The 24044-nt window shown below is 45.7% G+C and carries 28 protein-coding genes, 1 other RNA gene and 1 pseudogene; 8 read left to right on the top strand and 22 right to left on the bottom strand.

The features are described from left to right. Nucleotides 1-165 precede the first annotated feature (165 nt). Together ACXACM_RS17535 and ACXACM_RS17540 are read right to left on the bottom strand one after the other, a co-directional pair. Nucleotides 166-429 carry a Txe/YoeB family addiction module toxin gene (locus tag ACXACM_RS17535; protein ID WP_474823358.1) on the bottom strand — a complete coding sequence of 88 codons (264 nt, stop codon included), beginning with the start codon at nucleotides 427-429 and terminating at the stop codon, nucleotides 166-168. After that, nucleotides 422-676 (bottom strand): type II toxin-antitoxin system Phd/YefM family antitoxin, encoded by a 255-nt coding sequence (locus ACXACM_RS17540; RefSeq protein ID WP_013663003.1) that lies wholly within the window; start codon nucleotides 674-676, stop codon nucleotides 422-424. The genes ACXACM_RS17535 and ACXACM_RS17540 overlap by 8 nt, the downstream gene beginning before the upstream one ends. A gap of 492 nt (nucleotides 677-1168) precedes the next feature. On the opposite strand from ACXACM_RS17540, the gene ACXACM_RS17545 reads away from it, so the two are divergent. Together ACXACM_RS17545 and ACXACM_RS17550 are read left to right on the top strand one after the other, a co-directional pair. Then, on the top strand, nucleotides 1169-1408 hold the full coding sequence (locus ACXACM_RS17545) for a type II toxin-antitoxin system ParD family antitoxin (protein WP_474823359.1): 240 nt from the start codon (nucleotides 1169-1171) through the stop codon (nucleotides 1406-1408). Then, entirely contained in the window at nucleotides 1408-1710 is a 303-nt protein-coding gene (locus ACXACM_RS17550) for a type II toxin-antitoxin system RelE/ParE family toxin (RefSeq protein ID WP_474823360.1), read from the top strand. Before ACXACM_RS17545 ends, ACXACM_RS17550 begins: the two co-directional genes overlap by 1 nt. 66 nt (nucleotides 1711-1776) lie before the next feature. Here the strand turns inward: ACXACM_RS17550 and ACXACM_RS17555 are convergent, their stop codons facing one another. Then, nucleotides 1777-2466: an aspartate/glutamate racemase family protein gene (locus ACXACM_RS17555; RefSeq protein WP_474823362.1), complete on the bottom strand. Its 690-nt coding sequence runs from the start codon at nucleotides 2464-2466 to the stop codon at nucleotides 1777-1779. A gap of 447 nt (nucleotides 2467-2913) precedes the next feature. Between ACXACM_RS17555 and ACXACM_RS17560 the strand changes: the two genes are divergently transcribed. Continuing rightward, on the top strand, nucleotides 2914-3156 hold the full coding sequence (locus ACXACM_RS17560; protein WP_474823363.1) for a type II toxin-antitoxin system Phd/YefM family antitoxin: 243 nt from the start codon (nucleotides 2914-2916) through the stop codon (nucleotides 3154-3156). A 6-nt stretch (nucleotides 3157-3162) separates the two neighbouring features. Further along, entirely contained in the window at nucleotides 3163-3630 is a 468-nt protein-coding gene (locus tag ACXACM_RS17565; RefSeq protein WP_474823365.1) for a type II toxin-antitoxin system RelE/ParE family toxin, read from the top strand. Nucleotides 3631-3638: 8 nt separating this feature from the next. On the opposite strand, the gene ACXACM_RS17570 is transcribed toward ACXACM_RS17565, so the two are convergent. Further along, nucleotides 3639-3875, bottom strand: coding sequence for a hypothetical protein (locus tag ACXACM_RS17570; RefSeq protein ID WP_474823366.1), 237 nt, complete (start codon nucleotides 3873-3875; stop codon nucleotides 3639-3641). Between the two features lie 17 nt (nucleotides 3876-3892). Then, nucleotides 3893-4291, bottom strand: a complete 399-nt coding sequence (locus tag ACXACM_RS17575) for a hypothetical protein (protein WP_474823367.1) — start codon at nucleotides 4289-4291, stop codon at nucleotides 3893-3895. 128 nt (nucleotides 4292-4419) lie between these two features. Here ACXACM_RS17575 and ACXACM_RS17580 point away from each other — a divergent pair. After that, a pseudogene (locus ACXACM_RS17580) lies at nucleotides 4420-4611 on the top strand (IS4 family transposase); the annotation flags it as partial. 290 nt (nucleotides 4612-4901) lie between these two features. Here ACXACM_RS17580 and ACXACM_RS17585 read toward each other — a convergent pair. From ACXACM_RS17585 to gcvT, 13 genes are all read right to left on the bottom strand, one after another. Beyond that, a complete protein-coding gene (locus ACXACM_RS17585; RefSeq protein ID WP_474823368.1) occupies nucleotides 4902-5342 on the bottom strand; it encodes a GIY-YIG nuclease family protein in 441 nt (146 codons plus the stop codon). Nucleotides 5343-5372: 30 nt separating this feature from the next. Beyond that, entirely contained in the window at nucleotides 5373-6215 is an 843-nt protein-coding gene (locus ACXACM_RS17590; protein WP_474823370.1) for an alpha/beta fold hydrolase, read from the bottom strand. A gap of 156 nt (nucleotides 6216-6371) precedes the next feature. Then, a complete protein-coding gene (locus ACXACM_RS17595; RefSeq protein WP_474823371.1) occupies nucleotides 6372-6755 on the bottom strand; it encodes a hypothetical protein in 384 nt (127 codons plus the stop codon). Between the two features lie 118 nt (nucleotides 6756-6873). Continuing rightward, the gene (locus ACXACM_RS17600; protein ID WP_474823372.1) at nucleotides 6874-7455 is read right to left on the bottom strand and encodes a hypothetical protein; all 582 of its coding nucleotides are present in this window, start codon (nucleotides 7453-7455) and stop codon (nucleotides 6874-6876) included. 148 nt (nucleotides 7456-7603) lie between these two features. Then, nucleotides 7604-8092 (bottom strand): hypothetical protein, encoded by a 489-nt coding sequence (locus ACXACM_RS17605; protein WP_474823374.1) that lies wholly within the window; start codon nucleotides 8090-8092, stop codon nucleotides 7604-7606. Nucleotides 8093-8169: 77 nt separating this feature from the next. After that, nucleotides 8170-9165: an AbiTii domain-containing protein gene (locus ACXACM_RS17610; RefSeq protein ID WP_474823375.1), complete on the bottom strand. Its 996-nt coding sequence runs from the start codon at nucleotides 9163-9165 to the stop codon at nucleotides 8170-8172. Between the two features lie 129 nt (nucleotides 9166-9294). Beyond that, nucleotides 9295-9783 carry a GNAT family N-acetyltransferase gene (locus tag ACXACM_RS17615; protein WP_474820691.1) on the bottom strand — a complete coding sequence of 163 codons (489 nt, stop codon included), beginning with the start codon at nucleotides 9781-9783 and terminating at the stop codon, nucleotides 9295-9297. Between the two features lie 142 nt (nucleotides 9784-9925). Next, nucleotides 9926-10291, bottom strand: coding sequence for a hypothetical protein (locus tag ACXACM_RS17620; RefSeq protein ID WP_474820692.1), 366 nt, complete (start codon nucleotides 10289-10291; stop codon nucleotides 9926-9928). Nucleotides 10292-10850: 559 nt separating this feature from the next. Further along, nucleotides 10851-11288 (bottom strand): T6SS immunity protein Tdi1 domain-containing protein, encoded by a 438-nt coding sequence (locus tag ACXACM_RS17625; RefSeq protein WP_474820694.1) that lies wholly within the window; start codon nucleotides 11286-11288, stop codon nucleotides 10851-10853. A 123-nt stretch (nucleotides 11289-11411) separates the two neighbouring features. After that, a complete protein-coding gene (locus tag ACXACM_RS17630) occupies nucleotides 11412-11894 on the bottom strand; it encodes a hypothetical protein (RefSeq protein WP_474820695.1) in 483 nt (160 codons plus the stop codon). A gap of 870 nt (nucleotides 11895-12764) precedes the next feature. Continuing rightward, nucleotides 12765-15662, bottom strand: coding sequence for an aminomethyl-transferring glycine dehydrogenase (gene gcvP / locus ACXACM_RS17635; protein ID WP_474823376.1), 2898 nt, complete (start codon nucleotides 15660-15662; stop codon nucleotides 12765-12767). Nucleotides 15663-15750: 88 nt separating this feature from the next. After that, complete coding sequence (gene gcvH / locus ACXACM_RS17640) at nucleotides 15751-16140, bottom strand: glycine cleavage system protein GcvH (RefSeq protein WP_474823378.1); 390 nt, start codon at nucleotides 16138-16140, stop codon at nucleotides 15751-15753. Nucleotides 16141-16172: 32 nt separating this feature from the next. Then, nucleotides 16173-17252 carry a glycine cleavage system aminomethyltransferase GcvT gene (gene gcvT / locus ACXACM_RS17645; protein WP_474823379.1) on the bottom strand — a complete coding sequence of 360 codons (1080 nt, stop codon included), beginning with the start codon at nucleotides 17250-17252 and terminating at the stop codon, nucleotides 16173-16175. Nucleotides 17253-17391: 139 nt separating this feature from the next. Between gcvT and ACXACM_RS17650 the strand changes: the two genes are divergently transcribed. Continuing rightward, on the top strand, nucleotides 17392-18240 hold the full coding sequence (locus ACXACM_RS17650; protein WP_474823380.1) for a LysR family transcriptional regulator: 849 nt from the start codon (nucleotides 17392-17394) through the stop codon (nucleotides 18238-18240). A gap of 45 nt (nucleotides 18241-18285) precedes the next feature. Here ACXACM_RS17650 and ACXACM_RS17655 read toward each other — a convergent pair whose 3' ends face one another. Genes ACXACM_RS17655 through ACXACM_RS17670 form a run of 4 tightly spaced genes read right to left on the bottom strand, consistent with a single transcriptional unit; the run spans nucleotide 18286 to nucleotide 22548 of the window. Next, complete coding sequence (locus ACXACM_RS17655) at nucleotides 18286-19458, bottom strand: FAD-dependent monooxygenase (protein WP_474823381.1); 1173 nt, start codon at nucleotides 19456-19458, stop codon at nucleotides 18286-18288. A 9-nt stretch (nucleotides 19459-19467) separates the two neighbouring features. Then, complete coding sequence (ubiH, locus tag ACXACM_RS17660; protein ID WP_474823383.1) at nucleotides 19468-20661, bottom strand: 2-octaprenyl-6-methoxyphenyl hydroxylase; 1194 nt, start codon at nucleotides 20659-20661, stop codon at nucleotides 19468-19470. 3 nt (nucleotides 20662-20664) lie between these two features. Further along, nucleotides 20665-21978 carry a Xaa-Pro aminopeptidase gene (pepP, locus tag ACXACM_RS17665; protein ID WP_474823384.1) on the bottom strand — a complete coding sequence of 438 codons (1314 nt, stop codon included), beginning with the start codon at nucleotides 21976-21978 and terminating at the stop codon, nucleotides 20665-20667. Nucleotides 21979-21981: 3 nt separating this feature from the next. Next, a complete protein-coding gene (locus ACXACM_RS17670) occupies nucleotides 21982-22548 on the bottom strand; it encodes a UPF0149 family protein (RefSeq protein WP_474823385.1) in 567 nt (188 codons plus the stop codon). Nucleotides 22549-22934: 386 nt separating this feature from the next. Here ACXACM_RS17670 and ssrS point away from each other — a divergent pair. Together ssrS and ACXACM_RS17680 are read left to right on the top strand one after the other, a co-directional pair. Continuing rightward, a non-coding RNA gene (gene ssrS / locus ACXACM_RS17675) (6S RNA) lies at nucleotides 22935-23117 on the top strand. A gap of 21 nt (nucleotides 23118-23138) precedes the next feature. Next, nucleotides 23139-24038 (top strand): ribokinase, encoded by a 900-nt coding sequence (locus ACXACM_RS17680; protein ID WP_474823387.1) that lies wholly within the window; start codon nucleotides 23139-23141, stop codon nucleotides 24036-24038. The last annotated feature ends 6 nt before the right edge of the window (nucleotides 24039-24044 follow it).

A 24044-nucleotide genomic window follows, 5' to 3' on the forward strand; every position in this document is an offset into this window, starting at 1 on the left:
AGGCCAATACCATCCGGAGAGTTCACGTCAACGGATTGCCTGAATTATGAGGGGATCCCCCTGCGCCCCAAGAAGGGGCAAAACTACGTAGACCAGAATAACAAGTGATGTGCAGGAAGCCTACGTGTTATTATCCCGCCTACTTGGTTTATTAGCTGCCACCTACTAGTAATGATAACGACACGAGATAACCGTAACCGCTGTATCATCCACGGCATATACCAAACGATTGGTATCATCTATTCTGCGAGACCAAAAACCTGAAAGATTTTCTTTAAGAGGTTCCGGTTTTCCAATCCCCGCAAATGGAGAGCGCTTAACATCGGCAATTAGCTTATGTATACGTTTCAAGGTTTTCTTGTCTTGTGTTTGCCAATATACGTAACTACTCCAGGCTTCATCAGTCCATGATGATAACCTATCACTCATCAATAAGTTCTCGCTGGGTTGTTTTACCCGCTTTAAACTGTGCGATTGAACGATTTAAGTGTTCAGCGTTCGCTGGGGAACGAAGTAAATGAACAGTTTCCATAAGGCTGTTGTAGTAATCCAATGACATTACAACAGCATCTTCAGAGTCACGACGGGTGATTACAGTAGTGTCCGCATCGTTAATTACATTATCTAAAACGGCTTTAAGTCCATTTCGGGCTTCGGTAAAAGAGACTATTCTCATCATGCACCCCACTTGTACAATATATGGGACAAGTTTAGTTTAATAATAATTACATATACAGGATGTTGTGCATTTCTTTTCCGTGGCAGCTACACACAATGACTCCCTTTAAAAGTGCTAGCCCCCGCATTGTTGACAAAGGGAGTCATACCAACGCCTAAACCACCAGCAAATTGAAACTTTACGACGATAGGAGTCAGGACAAAACTGTTCACCATCAGACCAGAACAGGTGTTCACGATGCACCAGAATCAGTGTTCACCATCGACCAGAACAGGTGTTCATGATCAGTCAGAATATGCACTACTTGCACCGAAGTCCATTTTCACCTTTTGACACAAAACGCCGCGGTAAGCTGAGTTATGCAGTTGATTGTTTGTGCGCTAGCGTAGATTAAAGCGCACAAGACAAGCAACGGAATAGCCGTCAGCTTGACCGCCTTGTTATGGCCTAGTACCATTAAGTACCCATATTTAGTACCGAGGTATAGCTATGCCCAAGAATACCAGCATGACCCTTGGAGAGCATTTTGATGGCTTTATTGCACAGCAGGTATCTGAAGGCCGCTACGCATCGGCTAGCGAGGTCGTTAGAGCCGGTTTAAGAATGCTTGAAGACAATGAGCAGAAACTAGCAACATTAAGACGACTCTTAGATGAAGGCGAAAAAAGCGGCACAGCTGAATATAGCTATGAAAGCTTCATGAGCGAGCTAGATGACGAGCTTGGCTAATGCATGAATTTGAGCTTAGCGGAAAAGCTAAAGCCGACTTAAGGTCTATTGCCGCCTATACACAACGCAAATGGGGTAAAGAACAAAGACGAGTTTACTTACGCCACCTTGACGAGGCTTTTCACTTACTAGCGGAAAAGCAGACGCTAGGAATCTCATGCGATTACATAAAGCCAAACTATAGAAAATTTCCGGTTTTAAGCCACGTAATTTTCTATCGCACTCTCTCAGAAAATAGAATCAAAATAGTTAGAGTCCTTCACAAACGAATAGACGTGAAGTCGAATCTCGCGGAGCCATAACGCCCGCAGTTGCGGACAATTTGTAGCGACGAAGGAGCGGAAAGGCGTTCCGACAACCTGCGCTTGTTATGTTGCATATTCTACGGCCTTAGCTGCATGTATAGCTGTTGTATCGAATAACTTTACATTAGTGTCAGTTTGATTGACCAGCATACCAATTTCCGTGCACCCAAGAATAACTGCTTCAGCTCCTTGGGCTGCCAACGCGTCAATAATACGCAAATACTCTGCCTTTGAAGCCGCTACCGTTTTTCCCATGCAAAGCTCCTGATAGATGACTCTATGGATAATTTCCCTATCTGATTCCTCTGGAACCAAAACTTCAAGACCGTAATTATTAACTAGCCTACTTTTATAGAAATCTTGCTCCATAGTAAAAGACGTACCTAATAATCCAACTGCTTTAATCTCATTTTCGACCAGCACTTCCGCCGTTGCATCGGCAATGTGAAGTAATGGGATTTGAATGCTAGCTTCAATTTCTGGCGCAACCTTGTGCATGGTGTTTGTACAAATAAGCAAAAAATCAGCACCAGCTGCCTGAACACTTTTTGCAGCCTCAGATAGAATTTGTGATGTCCCACTCCAATCGCCAGTATGTTGCAGCTGTTCGATTGGTTCGAAATCTACACTGTACATTGCAATTTTTGCTGAATGCAAACCACCCAAGACATTCTTTACACCTTCATTTATCGCTTTGTAGTAACCAAGAGTGCTCTCCCAACTCATGCCACCAAGTAAGCCAATTGTTTTCATAATTTTTATCCTAAGTGTTTTTAAACATAACGCCGCATCCAGCGGTTTATTGTAGTGGTACTTACACCGGTTAATCCAAAATTACGGTTAAGCCGAGTACCTGCATGATAACCGACGACATTACTGCCTCATCCGGTGCGTTAGCTCAATTTATTATGAGCGAGAAACAAAGCTAATTGTGGGCTGAAAGAGTGTCAGGAAAATACTCGTTCAGGCTTGACAAAGGGAGTCATACCAACGCCTTGCTAAAGTGCGGCTAAATTACACAAAACCCAAGCAAAGCCAACATAATCACTAAACCCAACCAAACCAAAAATGCCAAAGGTTAGCTGTCACACTTAAGCAATTTGTTAGTTTATTCTTCACACAAATCGCACGATTTAATTATATTGAACATTTCGCACTACAGGCCATAATCATGCGTAGGGTCAGATTTGGAGATTGATTATGCATACATTAACAGCAAATGATGCCAAACGTAATTTTGGAGAGCTACTTCTTAGCGCCCAACGCGAGCCAGTGAAGATTAGCAAAAACAGTAAAGATGCCGTAGTAGTAATGTCTATCAAGGACTACGAGGAGCTAGAGGCAATGAAAGCCGAACACCTCAAACATTGTTTCGAGTCAGCCAAACAAGACTTATCACAAGGCAAAGTTGTTGATGGTAAAGATTTTTTAAGCGCTTTATAATCCGGTATGCAAAAGAATAGATACAAACTAAGTAGATTAGCTCAGGCTCATATAAGAAAAATTAAGAACTATACCGTCAACAACGTCTCTGAAACTCAGTGGCGCACCTTTAAAGATACGCTATTGTCCGGACTCCAAATGCTTGCCGACAATCCAGCCGCAGGTCGTAGCTGCAACGAAATCTACCCAAGTGGTTTTTACTTTCCTATTGGAAAACACACAGCCTACTTTACAAAGGAAGACGGCTTCATTTTGGTTGTCGCTGAACTCGGCCAATCACAACTTCCGCAAAACCATCTTCCTTTGGCGTATGTTTATCCAAAAGAAAAGCGCGCAATCCGGGACTTATTGCGTAGGCGAACCCATGCCATGCGCCACAGTGCTGAATTAAAAGCCTTTGTTAAGAATGCGCTTGCACCTGCACTGAGCCTTCCACTAACTGGCGAGAATAATCAGCCATTACGCTTTGAATAGCGCCAGCATCAGGTTAATCGATGAATGTCTAGTGCCCCTGCGCCTGCCACGGATTGCCCGACAGCAGGCAGCGATGAGATCGCACTAAGAGAGCCGGTGACCGGCGCAGCAATATATGTGTTTGCCGCAGGCGATGCCTGACGATGACCATGACAGAAGAAGTTAAGAGGTTTAGCACAGGGATTTGTACTGGCTGCTGACGCAGCCAGAGAATTGCTATTACCTATTGACCAGAGTTGGCTCATATGTGTTATATTGCGGCCTACATACAAGTTTCGTGCTTTTCTCGATAAGCAGTTCGATTTGTGTCCGTAAACAAAACCATTTTACCGTTATTAAGTTCGATAATGTTATCCACTAAAACCATACCAACTGGCACGTCATAATCACCAGAACTACTTAAAACGGTATTAATCAATTTGCCACCCTTAATAGACCAAGCCCCTTTAATTATTAAAACAGGAGAAATGCATTCACGGGTTTCAAATTGCTTGTACAGTGCCGTTCCATCAGCAAAGTATTGTGTGGTAAACCACTCTTTATTGAAATATTCATCTGAGCGTCCAACAACCCATGTACCAACAATTTCATTTCTGAAAGATTCATCTTGCGAATATGATGGAGCACTAGTTAGCGCCAATAAAAAGATCAGATATTTCATATTTCCCTTGATTTTTAGAAGCAATATAACGAATCCCCTCATAAATTAAAGAAGATTCAATAATATAGACACGCATGGTGCAATTTGACCTAATTCATTTCGCCAAAAACATACCAGAACAACACACCATGCGTGATATATCTATCTTACATGATTTACTTAAAAATCAATGCCACAATTTACATCAAGAGCGTCTATCTTCTTTAATGGTTGCTGTGCAATCGTTGCTTGATGGACAGCAACTGTCACTTACCGAATTGGGCCGCAACATCACCGGGACGGTTGCCGCTAAGCACAACATTAAACGGGTTGACCGGCTGTTTAGGCTGATTGGAATCATAGCCATAGCACAATTGGCAGCGTGCTATCCAGGCCAATACCATCCGGAATCGACCGGTACTATCACTAATCAGGCTCGGACGGGAAGTTCGAAAACGCTGGCGGGATTACCCCGTTTCAATCTCTGAAATCCGGTGGGCGATCACTCAGTACATCCTGAGAGTTCATGTCACCGGAGTGCCTGAGTTATGAGGGGATCCCCCAGCGCGAAATTAAGGGGCTGGCGGTACGCCAGTCCCAGCGAGTGAAACGAGCGAGCTTGAATGCCTTGTTAGCCTGATGGCCCATCAAGAATCCATTTTGCAAAATCGATATCTGCTGGATGAGGTTCAAAATGAAATCTTATGGCTTCTTCGTACAGCTTGCAGAGTTTATCTGGATGGAAGGTACAATGTAGCTGCTGTTCACACCATTCTTCTAACATTCCATCGATAAGCATTTCGGACTGCTTATAGTCAATCCTGAACCACTCTGTTTTACTATCGTCATGATTTAATATTCTTTGGTCTTGGAACTCATAATGGATTGATGCTTCGAACGCACTGACTTGTCCGCAAACGTCTGGTATGTAGTAAGCAACCACCAACCCTAAATATGGATCTGCTGTACGCAACTGCCTGAATCTAGCAAGTGGATTACCGCTAGTTCGCCCGACCTTGCACCGAGAATAATCTTGCGAAGAAATTAATAAGTATATCCACCCACCGTGCATTCTATTTATTCCTTCTGGCTAACGCCGCATTCAGAGGCTTGTCCGCTGCAATACTTTGTTAGCAACTTGCAGCCTGTTTAGCAATTCATTCAACTCGTTAAGCACAAGATCTGGCTCATCATCTTGAACAAAGTGACCACTATTTTTAGCAAGAACGGCTTTTCCCTGAGGAAATTGATTTACCCATTCACTTTGATATTGCCCCCAGAGTCGGCGGCCTTGCTCAGTCTCAAATGAATTCGAGGGCTGCTCAGGTACTTTGACACCAGCTATTAATGTTACGGGGATATCACCAATATCAGAAAAGCCTGCGGCTTGAGATTTATCCCAAATTACATCCAGAAAGCACCACTTCCCCTCACCCATCTCGTAATCGTTTTTCCTTATCGCTTCTATTTCTTCCTGACCACTAAAGGGGTTAAGCTGAGTAACTATATTTACATCACGAGGATTTGCAGGGTCAATCATAAGCATCGCTGCTACATCATCATTATATTGGCTGGCAAAGTTCCTAGCAGTTATTCCACCGAGAGAGTGGCTGACATAGACTATTGGCCTTTCAACGTCCAATGCGGAGAGTACTTGATCAACTTCCTTCACATAGTCTGAAGAGGTTCGTTGCCCTGTGCAGCTAGTTGAGTTTCCCTCACCTAATCGGGAGAACCTGATAGCAGTGATTTCCGCTGGCAAGTCTTCCCATATTGAGTTCCAACCAGCCATTCCCGATACTGCGCCAGCATCAAATAGTACAATTATATCACCACCCTTTTTGACTTCGTATTCGATATGACCTCCGTCAATTTTCAGCATGGAAGCAGCTGTTACTGGAAAACTAAAGCAAACGAAAAGAAAAACACCTAAATATTTTGACAAAACACTTCCTTACTCTGGGTTGCTAACGCCGCCAACAACGGCAGACTTGTGATTGTGGCTTTTGTGCAACAATGGCGAAGCCATGCACAAAAGGCGCGAGCGCAAGGCTGTCCAAGGAGCGCAGCGACTGATGTTGCTTGGCCTTGTTATGAGCGGCTATGAGAAAAACACCCATCTCTTCTTGGTTGTAAGTAAAATAATTACTGCACCTATGAGCCCCATTAATGACCCAGCAATACCGAGCCCAACATACAAATTTATGCAGAAAGCGATTGCTACGACACCGTAAAACCCATATACACCCCACTTTTTCCAATTCCATATACCTGCGGCTAGTGCCACATTTAAAATAGCCATAACCCCCATAAAGTAGAGTATACCAATTGTCATTTTTGGATATACTTGGGTTATCGCGTCTGGGTTACTGAAATATGTAAATGCTGTTAGCGGGTTAGCAATAAACATTAGTATCAAAAAAGCACTCAACCAAAACCCACGCTTTTTGGGCGATTTCTCTTCAATAATATTACTAGCTTCCATTGATACTCCTTAGTTTTTGTAGCTCATAACGCCGCGCTAAGCGGCACAAATCGCTTGGCTAAAATTAGCGAGGAACGAGCGCAAGCCTACTGTTTTGCGTCCGCCCTTAACCGTCTTGTTAGCACATAACGGTCATTGACGACCACTTAACTATGCCGCGAGTAACCTTTATTCCACCAACTAATGTTGAACCACCATAATCTTTAGCCAGCCGCAATAAGGTGTCATGGAACCCTAAATTTGGAAACTCCGCTTCGACTCTCTTAATTACTCCCTTGCTAAGTCCTTTTCGGGTTAAGCCTTTTGATGCGTCTATCCAGTCAGCTTTTCGACATGCTTCGATGACACGCTCATGAGGTCCTTTATAGGGAAATATTTTATCGTGCCAATGTATAGCACCACGAAGAGCTTCGGCGTTCAGCCCCCAACCGTACTTTTCATTATCTGCTAATGCGACCGCTTCGGATGGTTCAAGGTAAGCCAATTCACTATCTGTCCAAAGCCCGATGTCGTGATAAACAAAAGCTGTTTCGACAAGTGGCTCAACCTCGCTGTCATATTCCAGAAAATGCATGGCATAGGTTATTGTTCGATAAACATGGTTTCGATAGCCAGGAAAATCTTCTCCAATAACATCTTCGTAGCGCGCTAGCAGCTCTTCAACTAGTGGGCGCTCAGGTTTTATTTTGATTTCCGTCATTTGCTATTCTCCTAAAGTCGAATAAGGGCTAACGCCCGCATAAAGGGCGATAACACATGGGCTAAAATTAGGAACGAAGTGACGCAACCATGTATTAGCGTCCCAGCGAGCTTGCGAGCGATTTAATGCGTTTGTTAGCTATACTTTGCTACCAAACCTTCCACCAAGGTTTTTTTATACCGGGGTGAGTTATTGTTAAAAGTTGAGGTTCACTTTTATTCCCAGAACGAGATACAGCGATAATCTGAACTGTAATATTTATGGATTCTTGTTCTTCATTACTCCCATCAAACCAAAGAAAGCTAAATAGCTTTTCATTTTCCATAAACTTCGATGGTACGACAGGAGATTCGTAAAAAAGCTGATCTTCAAATTTACCTTCAATAATTTTAAAAATATAACCTTGTTCATGTGAAGGTAAAGTCTCAAGTTTTAAATTGATAAAGCCTGCATCAGAACATGAACCATGATTTCCATCATCTGTTCCCCTGTGAATTGAATCAACTTTAAAAGTTGGTTTAGTAACTTCATCTGAAGAGTTCTCAGATATTACGAAATCATCAAACGCTGGAGCAAAGGAACATGCTGTAACCTCAAAAGCTAGGATATTTAATAACAATAACAGAAAACGACTCATAACTTTCCTTGTATAGCTAACGCCACGCTCTGGGGCAAATCGGAGCGAAGCGTAGATTTGTCCCTAGCAGCGTTTTGTTAGCCATTTTTGGCAGCATAACTAGCCACCTCACCCAAAAATAAGTAGGTATGAATAACGGAGAGCTTAGCTTCATCAAGAGTGACATCTACATGCACACCCTTACACGATTTTTCATAAATAATATCCAATCTTGCCGCCAAATGCTCAAGCTCAGACTCCAAAAGTGAGTAACTACCTTCGCTTTCGCTTAAATCTGAAAGGAATGCTAGAAGACGATTTTTATACTGTTCCCCACCAACTTTTCGCGCACGACCTTTTCTGTCTTTCCAGTCTTCCTCTCGCGGAGGAAAGACCGAATCAGCTACATCCATCAACAAGCGACGGCATGATGTTAGAGCAGCAGAAAGTGATTCAGGATTTCGATCGTTCATACGCTCATTTATTGCTATAACTTTTTCCGCGGCTTTTGGGCAATGAGACCGAATAAATGAATCCACTAGATTTCTTGCGCCCTCGAATATATCTTCTGCAACATCTCCTAATTCAACAGCAAGATAAGTATCAGTGGCATAATTATGTATTGCGGCTTTCATTGAGGAATATAAAGATTTACTACTGGCATAGTTTTTCTTTTGCTGGTTTTGGAACTTCAACTGCGTTGCCATGAGTGATTCAGTAGCATTTTTTTCTACAAAATCTTTTACCTTGGTAGTAGGTGCTCTAGCGCTTCTAAGAGAATTGAGTAGAGCTTCATCGGATTCGGCATTTGCTTCGATAGTTGGCAAGCTCTGAGAATAGTATTTGGAACTATCCAAATTGAGCCTTCCTCCAGATGTGGCATACTTTATACAATCTCCCAGCTCTGAAAATGAAAAATCATCGGGATAGCCCTTCGTTTCCAAATCTAACCATGTTTGAGCGTCAGAATCTCGCATCAGCCGCGCAAGTCTTTTTGCCTTCATAAGTACGGCATCGACTTTAGATGCTGAGCTCTCAAGATCATTCAGCAATTCTTCGCTAACCTTTCTAGCCTCATCAATCCTTTTACTCACGCAGAATCCTCATTAGATGGCTAACACCCGCATAACGGGCAAAAACACGTGGGCTACAATTTCAAGCGAAGCGCCAAGGAGCCCACGTGTTTTTGTCCCCAGCGAGCGCAGCGAGTGTTAATGCGCTTGTTATGAGATTACTTTGCCATATAAAACAGCATTGTAGAATGCCTGACGTTTATACACTGCTTTCTCAAGGTTGCCTTCTTTCTTAAAACCACATTTTAAAAGTACGGATTCTGATGCGGTGTTCCCTTGAAAAACTGTAGCTTGAACACGCGCAAAATTATTGCGTTTAATTTGAGCTAGAAGTGTACGTAATGCTTCCGTTACGATGCCCTTGCCCCAGTGTTCGCGAGCGAGCCAATAACCAAGTTCACCAGTGAATGCATACTCATTTTGACCTGGCTCGATACCGATACAACCAGCAAAATTACCGTCCACTTCTATTGCTCGGATAATTCCATTTTTGCAACCAACGCTGAGCCACCAATCAGCATCACTGTCAGCGTAAGGGAAAGGAATACGAGAAGACAGAAACCTTGTGACTTCTGGATCGTTTAATATATCGATGATTACCGGTTTGTCGGCTATTTCAAAATTTCGAAGAACGAGCATATCCCTGTCTCATAACGCCCCGCTTAGGGGCAAATACTTGCTGGCTATAATACCAAGCGAAGCGCCGGGAGCCAGCGAGTATTTGTCCCAGCGAACGCAGTGAGCGAACTACAGCGGATTGTTATGTGACCCTGCCAAAACACTAACTTTTGTCATGACCTAAGTCCATGTGCGCGATGATATATCCGTACTGTTTGTCGGTGAGTTGTCCTTGTTTATGTAACGATTTTGCTAAATCGAAGCTCCAGTGCATACCTTTTGGCGCTTCTGGAATTGATAAGTCTAAACTGACCAATTCTTTTCGGACTACGGTATTACCATTTATTTCAGCCTGTTTAGCACAATGACTTAAAATGTACTCTACTGCATATTTATCTACGCTCGGTTCCCAAGTGTATTCCACTTCACAGGCATACTTTGTTTCTCCTTCAGGAGTCACATATTCCAAACGACCAGTCGTGCAACCAGAAAGCAACAAAAGAAAAAGAGATAAATTTAAAAACTTCATGTTATCCAAATTCTCCTTGGGCACATAACGCTAAGCTTTGGGGCGCTAGCACGTGGGCTAAAATCCGAACGAAGTGAGTCAGCCCACGTGTTAGCGTCCCAGCGACCGAAGGGAGTGCCAACAGCGTTTTGTTAGGCGTACAAAGGAACGTACGCAGCTTTGCTGCCACCACTAGCCAAATAGACCGCGTATTTAAATTATTGAATTTAAGATAAAACAACCCTGTGCGAAATGCCAGATGTTAACGGTAATGCTGGATAAAAGAATGAGTTTAGAAGACTGGTGATGTTAAATGTTGGCGTTGCGGTGTTTATGAAAAGCACATTGCTAAAGCCGTTAAAACAACTGAGAAAGCTTGCCGCGAATACAACCTAGCGAAACAGCCTTGATGCTGGAATGTCACGGCTGAACCCACATTTTAATGCTGTGAGTAAATGACGCCTAACGCCCGCATAACGGGCAAAAACACGTAGGCTACAATACCAAGCGAAGCGCAGGGAGCCTACGTGTTTTTGTCCCTAGCGAGCGCAGCGAGTGTTAATGCGTTTGTTATGTGCCGCTACGAAATTACCTTAAGCTCAATTTGAGCTCCATTTGGTAACGTTTCTATTTGCCTTGCTACATCTCCGGAAAAAGTAAGTTGCTCAATTTGAGGGACTGATACGATATTAGCGACGCAGTATTCTCCGCCCAACACCCCTGGAATTGTTAGGTGATATTTGTAACCTGATTTTAGTTCACCTAATTTTACCTTTGCATCGTTTACCAGATTTGCCATCACCCAGTCTTCAATGAACTCTGGGTCTGCGAGTACTTCATCGAGTGCACTTCGATCATGCGCGATTAACGAGCAATAGCTATCTTCTGGGCATAAGCGCCAATATTTTCCAGCAGAATCTCTAATTATCAAATTTCCAAATTCATTTTCTGCAACTACTTTTACGGGATCTATGCCAACCCAGCCCCAAGCAGATTTAATTGCATCAATAATTTTCAAGCTACCACCTTAGGCACATAACTTTTAAATAAGGGGCGCAGACATGTGGGCTAAAATCCGAGCGAAGCGACAGAGCCCACGTGTTACTGTCCCAGCGAGCCTGCGAGCGGCTTAATGTGTTTGTTATAAGCCACCAAAATAACCACCCAGCCATCCTTGATAATCAAACCCTTTTGACCTGTAAAAGGCTAATTCTACATTTTTAAAAGAATCAAAATATGCTGCGACAAAAGGAACAAAGAAAACAGCAGCAAAGTAATGCTTCACTTCTCCCTCGGGTATGTAACCTACCTCATGTATTAACCAATGGCCAATATCAAAAAACCTGAAGAATGTAACAGCCGCCAAACCAAACAACAAAGAACCAAATAACTTAAACCAAGTTAAACGTCCAAACTTCCACAGAACTCTTGATAGTTTTGAAAAAAACAAAACGTACACGTAAAAAATGCAAACGAATACAACCATCTCAACATTTAAATAAAGTGGCATTAGAAAATAAAGAAAAGCTGGCGCAATAAATCCGAGCATTTTCCGTTTGTAAGTCTCTACGAAGAATGTTCCTTCGTTTATTACATCATCTGGCAGTGAAGTTACTGTTTTCATAGTGGCTTATAACGCTAAGCTTTGGGGCGCAAATACGTGGGCGATAATTGCGAAGCGCCCACGTGTTTGTGTCCCAGTGACCGAAGGGAACGACAACAGCGTTTTGTTAGCCTTACCTGCATTCGATGCTCGTTAGTCCCGTAACAGGACTAGAAAAAACTATGTTACTACCAAGCCACTCATATGTGTATGGTGGGTCTACTGCTGCCTCTCCGATTACGACACCGTTAAGATTGTATAAGCGACATTCAAGTTCACCCAATTCAAGGACGTGCTCACTGAAACATTCCCAACCCCAGAATAAAGCTATTGTATTTGAATGAATAATGGTTTCACTTTCAAGGTTGAGAATAACAGAGGCGTTTCCTCCCCCCAGAAACAAGACATTGGTTGATTCGCAGAAGTAGCATTTAACTTCTGAGTGATTATCAATGTTGTCCCAGTAAAAATGGACTGTAACTGTTTTATTGGTCAAGCCGACAATTACTTCAGTTGCATATTCAGAAGAGATTAATAAGCCGCATGAAATACCACTAGATTGCCGACATTCGGCTCGTGGAGAAGTATTTATAGATATAGATTCACAACTCACGGTACTTTCCATGTAAGGCTAACAGCTTAATGTGCAGAAAAAATCCTGAATAAAACGCGGAATAAATCCACACATCACAAATTTTATTTTCTCACTGTTGCATGGAAGGGCTGTCAAATCAACACATTGCTAGTTTGTTGTCAGATAAACGGTTTCCAATAAGGAAACTTTCCTTTTTATTTCATGCTCACAAAAAAAGCGAGCATCACACTCGCTTTTTCAACAATTTATTGTAGCTGTTAATCAGCCACAAATTTCATTCAAAACTAGCAACCAACCTACTCTTCCAAATAACTCTCAATACTCGGGCAAGAGCAAATCAAGTTGCGGTCGCCGTATACATCATCAATACGGTTTACGCTTGGCCAGAACTTGTTACGTGCTACCGCGGCAACCGGATAAGCGGCAACCTGTCGGTCGTAGCTGCGGTTCCAGTCGCTGTCGCAAATATCTGCCAGCGTGTGTGGCGCGTTGTGCAGTGGGTTGTCGGTGGCATCCCACTCGCCGCTTTCCACTTTGGCAATTTCTTCGCGAATGCTTACCATGGCTTCTACAAAACGGTCCAGCTCGTACTTGGCTTCAGACTCAGTAGGCTCAATCATCAGCGTGCCCGCAACCGGGAAGCTCATGGTTGGCGCGTGGAAACCGTAATCGTTAAGGCGCTTGGCAATGTCCATTTCTGTTACGCCGGAAGCTTCTTTCAGCGGACGTAAATCAATAATACATTCGTGGGCAACGCGGCCGTTACGGCCTTTGTACAATACCGGGTAATGACCTTCCAGCGCTTTTGCTACGTAGTTGGCATTCAAAATGGCCACTTCGGTGGCTTTGCGCAAACCTGCAGCCCCCATCATTTTGATATACATGTAGCTAATGGGCAAAATAGACGCACTGCCCCATGGCGCTGCTGATACAGCCCCACAGTCTTTGCCTGCATTTTCAATGGTCACCACTGTGTGATTTGGCAGGAAAGGCGCAAGATGCGACTTCACACCAATTGGGCCCATGCCCGGGCCGCCGCCACCGTGAGGAATACAGAAGGTTTTGTGCAAGTTAAGGTGCGACACATCTGAACCAATAAAGCCAGGCGCTGTAATGCCTACCTGCGCGTTCATGTTGGCTCCATCCATGTAAACCTGGCCGCCAAACTCGTGCACAATGTCACAAATCTCACGAATGGTTTCTTCGTACACACCGTGGGTAGACGGGTACGTGATCATGGCGCAAGACAGGTTATCACCCACTTCTTCGGCTTTCTTGCGCAGATCAGCCAAATCGACGTTGCCGTTTTTATCACAAGCAACTACAACTACTTTCAGGCTTACCATTTGCGCTGACGCCGGGTTGGTACCGTGAGCAGAGCTTGGAATTAAGCACACATTTCTGTGCCCTTCCCCACGGCTTTCGTGATAGCGCTGAATGGCCAGCAAGCCTGCATATTCACCCTGAGCGCCCGAATTAGGCTGCATGGAAAGCGCATCGTAACCGGTAATGCTAATAAGCCACTCGCTTAACTCGCCAATCATTGCCTGATAACCACTGGCTTGTTCCACTGGCGCAAACGGGTGTAGCTGTCCAAACTCAGGCCAGGTGACCGGAATCATCTCTGCTGTAGCATTCAGTTTCATGGTGCACGAACCCAGCGAAATCATCGAATGATTCAACGCTAAATCTTTGTTTTCCAGTGATTTGATATAACGCAGCATCTCCGTTTCAGAATGATACTGGTGGAAAACCTCGTGGGTAAGAATGTCAGATGTGCGCAATAAATCTGCTGGAATAGACTGGCTGCCCTGTGTAGTGACTTCAGCATCCAGCGTGTCGATGGTAAGCCCGTGGTTATCACCTAACAAAACGTCGAACAAGCTGCTGATATCGCTGCGCGTGGTGGTTTCATCCAGCGCTATGCCTACTGCACCGTCGAGGTCGGCACGCAGGTTCATGCCTTTGGCATAAGCCGCTTCCAGTACCTCAGCTTTGTTGTCTACCATTACAGTAAGGGTATCGAAATACGTGCTGTGTTTAAGCGCCAACCCTTTTTGTGTTAACCCAGTTGCCAAAATATCAGCAAATCGGTGAATGCGATTAGCGATGGTTTTTAACCCTTCCGGGCCATGATACACCGCGTAAAAAGACGCCATATTTGCCAGCAATACCTGTGCGGTACAAATGTTTGAGTTGGCTTTTTCCCGGCGAATGTGTTGTTCCCGGGTTTGCAGCGCCATGCGAAGTGCCGGGCGACCGCGGGTGTCTTTACTTACTCCGATAATACGGCCAGGCAACGAGCGCTTGTAACTGTCGCGGGTAGCAAAGAAGGCCGCGTGTGGGCCACCGTACCCCATAGGTACACCAAAGCGCTGCGCGCTACCTAATGCCACATCTGCGCCCAGTTCACCGGGCGATTTTAACAACACCAGGCTCATCAAATCAGCCGCTACCGCCACAATGCCTTTTTTGGCTTGTACCGCAGCAATGATATCGCTGATATCTTTCACTTCTCCGGTGGTAGTGGGGTATTGTAATAACGCACCAAACACATCGTGCTCTGCCGCCTCTTCAGCCGGGCCAGTTACAATACCAAAGCCAAACATCTCAGCGCGGGTTTCTACCACGTCGCGGGTTTGCGGGTGAACATCATCGGCAATGAAATATAAATTGGCTTTTTTGTTTTTAGATACACGCTTTGCCAGTGCCATGGCTTCCGCGGCTGCTGTACCTTCGTCAAGTAACGATGCCGAAGCCAGTTCTAAACCGGTTAAATCAATCGTTACCTGTTGGAAATTCAAAATGGCTTCCAAGCGGCCTTGTGCAATTTCAGGCTGGTACGGCGTGTAAGCAGTATACCAACCCGGGTTTTCCAGCACATTGCGCAAAATTACATTGGGTACGTGAGTATCGTAATAACCCATACCAATGAAAGAACGGTTAATTTTGTTTTTCGCTGCAACGGCTTTAAGTGCTGCCAGTGCTTCAACTTCTGTCGCACCATCGCCGGTTTCAATGGGCTTGTCTAACTGAATGCCCGCAGGTACGGTTTGTTCCATTAGGTCATCGAGAGATTCGGCACCGACTGATGCCAGCATCGCTTGAATTTCGTCTTCACCCGGGCCGATGTGGCGGCGGGTAAAGGCATTTTTTTGCTCTAACTGAGCCAAGGTAATTGATGAATTCGACATAGTTTTGTTAAGCACTTGCAATGGATGATAAACAAAAGGGGTAAACACGTACCCCTTTAATTGATGTGGTTAAGCTGACGTCGAGTGCTTACTCTTCGTCGATGCTGTTTTCGTAACCTTCAGCGTCTAACAAACCTTCCACTTCTGAAGGGTCGTCGGCTTTAATTTTGAATAACCAGCCGTCTCCGTAAGGGTCGCTGTTTACCTGCTCCGGAGAATCTTCCAGGGCGTCGTTGATAGCAACAATTTCACCACTAATTGGCGCATACACGTCAGAAGCGGCTTTTACTGATTCAGCAACGGCCACGTCATCACCGGTGCTTACTGCGTCGCCCACGTCAGGCAAATCTACAAAAACCATATCGCCCAATAATTCCTGAGCGTGCTCTGAAATACCTACGGTAAACACGCCGTCGCCTTCCGGACGAACCCACTCGTGCGTTGATGCATAACGTAAATCGGTTGGGATATTGCTCATAATAAGTTCCTGATTATTCCTTGATGTTGGGATTACAATACACTTTTACCATTGCGAACAAAGCTGGGCTTAACCACACTTACTGTAACCCACTTTTTGCGCATTTCCACCTCTACCGTGTCGGTAGTATCGGCAGGCACGCGGGCCAGTGCAATAGAATGTCCTAATGTAGGAGAGAAGGTACCGGAGGTGATCACACCGTCGCCAGAAGCCGCCTTTACTTTCAGGCCGTGACGCAACACGCCTTTTTCAGTCATCACCAAACCTACCAGCTTGTCGGTACCGGCTGCTTTTTGCGCTTCCAGTGCCTGACGGCCTACGAAATCGCGCTCAGCAGGTTCCCAGGTAATGGTCCAGCCCATGTTGGCAGCCAGCGGCGACACAGTTTCATCCATGTCTTGTCCGTACAGGTTCATGCCCGCTTCCAAACGCAGGGTATCACGGGCACCTAAGCCACAAGGTTTTACACCCGCATCCAAAAGTCCCTGCCAGAACTGACCGGCCTGGGTAACTGGCACCATAATTTCATAGCCGGCTTCACCGGTGTAACCCGTGGTAGCAATGAATAAATCTTCTGCTTGCACGCCGAAAAAAGGCTTCATGCCAGCCACGGCTTCTTTTTGTGCTTCAGAGAATAAGGTAGCGGCTTTTTCTTTAGCGTTGGGGCCTTGTACCGCAATCATGGCGAAGTCAGGCTTTTCAGTAATGGTCACATCAAAGCCACTGGCTTTGTCTTTTAGCCAGTTCATGTCTTTTTCACGGGTCGCAGAATTCACTACCAGACGATAATTCGTTTCATCGAAGTGATACACAATAAGGTCGTCAACCACACCGCCTTCTTCGTTTAACATGCCGCTGTACAAGGCTTTGCCCTTGTCTTTCAGTTTGGCAACGTCGTTGGCCAACAAGTAACGCAGGTAGTCTTTAGCCTGAACGCCGGTTACGTCCACAATGGTCATGTGAGACACGTCAAACATGCCCGCATCCTGACGCACCGCATGGTGCTCTTCAATTTGTGAACCGTAGTTGATGGGCATATCCCAGCCGAAGAAATCGACCATTTTCGCGCCTGCTTCAAGGTGCTTGGCGTGTAAAGCGGTGGTGTTACTCATGCGACTCTGTCCGTTTCGATGAATTAAAAACAGACCAAAGTATAGGTTTCATACTAAATGGGTTTCAAATTGGAATTTCTTATCATTACATTTGCATTTATAATGTAAGCAAGCTTTATCATCAGCATTTCAAATCATTATGAAGCAGCTTTCGTTAGATAACTTACGCACGTTTGTGAGTGTTATAGAGCAAGGTGGTTACGCCAAAGCCGGTGAATGGCTGGGCCGTTCACAACCAGCCATTAGTTTGCAAATCAAGAAGTTGGAAGAACAAATCGACCGCAAATTGTTCACCAAAGTCGGTCAGCGTCATTTACCAAGTACCGATGGCAACTGGTTATATCCAAAAGCAAAAGAACTCCTGGAACTAAACGATGCTATTTTTCGTTCGCTTACCCCTGCGCCTTTGTCTGGCCGATTGCGCTTAGGCATTCCCAATGAGTTTGCCTCTACGTTGCTACCCGGCCTTATCGGAGAGTTCTCTAAACGTTATCCCGATGTATCGTTGGAAGTCACATCATCGTTAAGCCGCGATTTATTACATGCATCGAAACGCAACCAGTTTGATCTCATTCTCGCCCTGACTAACCCGAACGAGGAAACCGCTGGCGAAGTGGTGCTGGAAGATGATGTGGTGTGGGTGGGAGATGCGAATCGCTCCGTGGTTGGAGACAATATTTCGCTGGTGTTGGCTCCTGATGGCTGCATGTACCGCAGCCGGGTGATTGACGAATTAAAACAGCAAACCCGGGTGTGGAAAATAACCTATACCAATGCCGATCTCAGTGGTTTGGTGGCGGCCATTCAGCAAGGGTTGGGTATTACCGCCCTCGCCCGCTCGAGTAGGCCTGAGAATTTGACCGTGCTTCAGGACAGACGCTTGCCTCGGTTAGGCAAAGTGAATATCAGTTTATTCAACCAGGATACTCAGCACCCTGTGATAAGTCGAACGTTGGCGGAGTTTATTAAATCTCGCCTGCACCAATAATGACGCTTTGTGATGATTTAAAGCCGTTTTTGCAGACCACAGCAACTACCACCCCATGGCCTGCTGTAACCACTGCTTTTTCAGCAAAGGCACGGTATCCGTAGCCACCAGCCCCACGCCACGAACAATTTTTTTCAACGGATTGCTACCGTCAAATAAGGTTTTAAACCCTTCCATGGCAGCAATCACCGCCGCAGCGTCTGCTTTTCTGGCTCGTTCGAACGGGCGCAAGTTGCGCAGCTCACCAATATCTTTGTGAGCTGAGTAACAATCGCGTAATGTGTCAGCTAAGGCAAACGCATCGCGCATGCCCAAATTAACACCCTGGCCCGCAAGAGGGTGAATGGTGTGGGCAGCATCGCCAATTATCACTGCGCCCTGCTTTGCCCATTGTCTTGCGTAGCGCATGGTAAGCGGAAACTGTACTCTGTTGCTCACCAATTCCGACACACCTAAAACACTGTTGGTGGTGGCATTCAGAGCATGACTAAACTGCCCGTCGTCACAGTCCATCAGCTGTTTTGCCACCGATTTGTTCTGTGACCACACAATTGAGCAATGATAAGGGTCGGCAAGGGGCAGTAACGCCAGCGGACCATCCGGTGTGAACACCTGTCTGGCACAGCGACCATGAGGCTGCTGGGTTTTAATGGTGGCAACAATGGCTGTGTGACCATAATCTTTAAACGTTAACGGAAACTGGGCCTGTTGCCGCACATAAGAATTAGCACCATCAGCGCCCACCACCAGCCGACACGCAATAACGTCGTCATTGTCTAGCATCAGCATGGTTTCCTTTTTACCCCACAGCATTTTATTGATTTTTGCTGTAACCATGTGAGTACTTACACTGGCTTGCGCTTTAATAGCTAAAGCATTTATCAGGTTCTGGTTTTCAATAATGTGGCCAAGTTGAGGCGCGCCTAAATCGTCGTTGGAGAACTGAATATGGCCAAAGCTGTCTTTGTCCCATACCGACATGGATTGATACGGACTTATCCGCGCCCCATCGAGGTTTTCCCACACGCCCAATTGCTCAAGGGTATCTTGATTGGCACCATTGATGGCGCTTACCCGCAATTCAGAGTGCTCTGACAATTCGCGCTGGCAGGGTTTATCGCTAATCACAGCAACAGACAATCCGCTGTTTTCCAGTGCCACAGCCACGCTTAACCCCACCATACCGCCACCTACAATGGCGACATCCACATTTTCCATAGTTACTCCTCAGGCGCCCGGCGCAAAGCCTGTCGTTTGCCTGACAAAAAGTTGTTGTAATGTGCTGCTGTTGTCCATAGCCACCAAACCCACATTACGCGCTGCAATGAGCCCGGGCATAGCATTTGAAAACAATCTCACCAAACCATCGGTTAATGTAACCGTGGCCTGTTTATCGTTCGCTCTGCTGGCAGCGTATCGCCGAAGTACATTAAACGCACCAGGGTCGTCGGCCTCTGCCAGTTGCTTCACCAATGCCATGGCATCCCGCAAACCAAGATTAAAACCCTGCCCGGCAATAGGGTGAAGCGTTTGTGCAGCATTTCCCACCACCACGGCACGATGGGTAACCGTATTGCGAACTACAGACAATGCCAGTGGATACGCCGTGCGTTTACCCATTTTGACAATTGCCCCCTGACGCCAGCCAAATTCATGTTGTAGTGCCCGAATAAACGCCGACTCCGACATTGCCATGAGCGTTGTTGCCATGTCTGGTGGCACTGTCCACACTACGCTAAAGCCACCTTTTTTGTGAGTATCATCTTCAACGGATTCAAAGGGTAAAAAGGCCAGCGGACCATAGGCAGTGAAGCGCTCATAAGCGCGATTATTGTGTGGTTCTGAGGTTGCCACATTTACAATAATGGCCGTTTGACCATAATCATCAGTATCTCGCTCAAAGCCCAAACCATGGTGTAAAGGAGACCGGCCGCCATCGGCCAATATCAATAATTTCGCCTCACACACTTCACCGGTATTCAACGTCACGGCAACTTGTTCATTGTGCCTTTCTACCGACGTCACCGAGGCCGGATTATAAAGACTAAAGCGTTTGTTGTTCGATTCAGTTTTTAACGCGTCGCCTAAACGACGAAGAGATACCACATCGCCAAAGCGGTCAATACGATGGTCTTCTGCAGACAGTCGACACAAACCTGCCGCCCCTTTGTCGGACACCTGAATGTGATGAATAGGAATACCACCAGCATGAGCAGTTTCTACGCCTAACCCCGCTAATTCATCAACGGTTCGCTTCGCCAGCGCAATGACTCTGTCGTCGAAACCTGGGTGGTTTCCTTCAACAGTATAGGCGGAAGGTTCAACCAGTGATACAGAGTGTGACGTGTGAGAAAGCAGGCCTTTGGCAATCACACTGCCTACCGCTCCACCACCAACTATCAGAACATCAGTCTTCGCCACTTGTCAGGCCTTTTTCATTAACGCTTCAATGGCATCAACCGTTTTGGGAACGCCGTCTGTTATTACCTCTGCGCCTGTGGCAGTAATAACCAAATTATCTTCAATGCGCACACCAATGCCTTTGTATTCTTCTGCAACCTCTTGTTCGGCAGAAATGTAAATACCAGGCTCTATGGTGATCACCATTCCCGGCTGCAACGGCCGGTCTTCTCCGTCAAGACGATAATCACCGACATCGTGGACATCTAGCCCAAGATAGTGACCAATTCCGTGCATGAAGTAGCGCCGGTAACATTGTTCTTCGAGATTGTCTGCAAGTGAACCAGATAATAAACCAAGCTCCAGTAAGCCTTCGGTGATCACTTCTGCAGCGACATTACCCGCTTCAGTAAGCGTCATGCCTGGCCCGATGCGATCGATCACCGCTTCCTGCGCTTTAAGTACGATGTTGTAGATTGCCTTTTGCGCCGGTGAAAAAACGCCGGATACCGGAAACGTACGGGTAATATCTGATGCGTAACCATAGTATTCGGCACCCGCATCGATAAGGATCAAATCGCCCTCTTTAACCTCAGCTGAATTCTCGGTGTAGTGCAATACACAAGCGTTTTCACCACTGCCCACAATAGTGCTGTAAGCAGGATGACGCGCGCCCGCCACAGCAAATTCGTGATGTAACTCGGCTTCAAGTTGATACTCGTAACACCCAGGATGGGCAAATTGCATCGCCCGCTTATGGGCGTTCGCAGTAATTTTCGCTGCCGCCTTCATAAGGGCAATTTCACAAGCTGATTTGTATAACCGCATTTCGTGAATGAGAGGCGTGACATCGTGCAGGCTTGCCGGAGATAAATTTTCTTTTGGCGCCTGGTGCAGCTCCCGACATACTGCCAGCACTTTTGCCGTTGCCGGACCATCGCAGTGCATAGGGAAATAAACGTGGTCGTGCCCGCCAAGCCATTCGCTAAGCACAGCGTCAAGCTCGTCGCTCTCGAAAGCCTCGTCCAAAGCAAATGACACTAGTCCCGCTTCTGCGCCCAAGCGTCGCCCCTGCCAGATTTCAGCTTGCTTGTCTTTAGGTCGAAATACCATTGCACGGTACGGGTCACAAAACTGGCTGTGATTAGACAACAAAAGCCAGCTCTCAGGTTCATCAAAGCCAGTCAGATACCAAAAATCACTGTTCTGACGAAAGGGGAATTCTGTGTCACGGGAACGGGTTAGCACCCGGCCAGCTGGGATCACACACACACTTTCTGGCTCACACAACGACAACAGCCGATGCTGCCTGGCAATAAACTCTTCTTTGTTGATCATAATTTAGTGAACTGACGGTTTACCTTTTTGATCTTCTAACAAGGACTCACCCAACTCATTGAAACACAGCAAGGCGGAAATTTTAACGTATTCCAATACTTCAAAAAGCGCCTTTTCAGACTCTTCGTCTTCGGACATGGGTTCTTCCATTCGAGAAATATTGGCAAAATCTTCCAGTGCCTCTTTCACGTCATCGGAGCACTGCACCAGATTTTGTTGATACAGACCGAAACCAAGCATAAAACCCTGTACCCAGTTTATCAGTCCAAGACCGCGGTCGTTGATAGGCGCCTGGTCGTCAGGCAGCATGAGACTTAGCGTAAATTCTGCTTCAATTAATTGCTGGCACAATTCGTTGTAAACTTCTTTAAGCGTGTCTTCAAGATCAGGCGCAAACCCCGCCCCTTCGTTAATGGTATCTTTAAGTACATCCAGCCACTTCCTTTCAGAAATAGGCATACCGCCACACAACATACCGCACAAAATACCCTGTACTTCGGCACCATCGGCGATAACATCGTACTGGGAAAGCAGGTTACTCACCTGATCGTAATTGAGTTGTTTATCCACGCATTCGATCCAAAAATGATTTGTTTTAATGCTAGCAAAAACGCTGCATAAAACCCAGTTTACCATGCTCTGTTGCTGTGAATTAACGCAATTTGCCCACGCTTTCACCACTTAACTGATACAACCCTTTTAAGATGACTCACAATGCTTTAGGATCGCTACATAAAGGTGCTCACCACATGTTGTATATCTCTGGTTTTTCATTGCAACTTACGTTGATTAAAAACAACAAATACTAACCAAATGGTCAAGTGACCAAGTGGTTATCTGCATTGGGCTGGCACCGCCAAAATACAAAACAGAAAAACAAAACGAAAGTTTGTGAGTGATCTGCTTCACGAATGCGCTCGTTTGATATACTCTGTTGCGCTATTTTTCAATTTCTATGTCTTCTGGAGTGTTTGCCAGTTCATTCATGTCCCTGGCCGATGCTTTAAACCAAGGAAGTTGACATCACGACTATTGTGCAAGCTCGGCGCGTATCGAGAAGCCTACGGTTGTGAAGATTCTTCCGCCCTGAACTTTTCGGTTCACGGGCGAACGATGAACAGCGGCACTCTGGAAGGCGCCCTCTTTCGACGGTATAAGAAATGGCGATTATTAATTTTGGTTCCATCAACATTGATCACGTTTATCAGGTAGAGCATTTTGTAAAGCCCGGTGAAACATTGGCTTCAACCCAATACAAGCAATTACTTGGCGGCAAGGGGGCGAATCAGTCTATTGCCCTGGCACTTGCTGGTGCTGATGTTAAGCATGTGGGTGCAATTCACGAGTCCGACGCTGCGTTTAAACAAACGCTAATTCGCAAAGGTGTTGACTGCCAGTATGTGAAATGCAGTGAAACACCCTCCGGCCATGCCATTATTCAGGTAACACCTGACGGCGAAAACGCTATTGTACTGTTTGGTGGGGCGAACCAAACCATCAACGACGAAACCGTTCGCAAAGCGCTTAGCAATACCACGTCTTCTGACTGGGTTCTCACCCAAAACGAAACCAGCAGCATAGGCGAAATGTTCCAGCAGGCCAAAGCCAAACAACTCAAAGTGGCATTCAACCCTGCCCCCATGAACGAGTCGGTGAAAGCACTGCCATTAGACTGTGTCGATTTACTCATTGTGAATGAAACAGAAGCAGAAGCGATATCCGGCCAGTCCGGTGCACAAGCCAATATTGACTGGTTTAAGGAAAACTGGCAACACGGCGAAGTGATTCTCACTCTTGGCAAAGATGGCGTGATGATGCTGCGCAAAGGTGGTGATGTGATCAGTGTACCAGCTTTTACCGTTGATGCTGTCGACACCACTGCGGCTGGCGACTGTTTCATTGGCTATTTTCTGTCGGCTTATAGTCAGCATGCAGATGCAAAACAAGCCCTTACAAGAGGATGTGCGGCATCAGCCATTGCAGTAACCCGCGAAGGCGCAGCACAATCTATTCCAGAACAAAAAGACGTTGACCGCTTCCTTGCCAAACAGGGTAAATAGCGAAAG

This window comes from Alteromonas sp. AWQ4_252 (genome assembly GCF_056158205.1).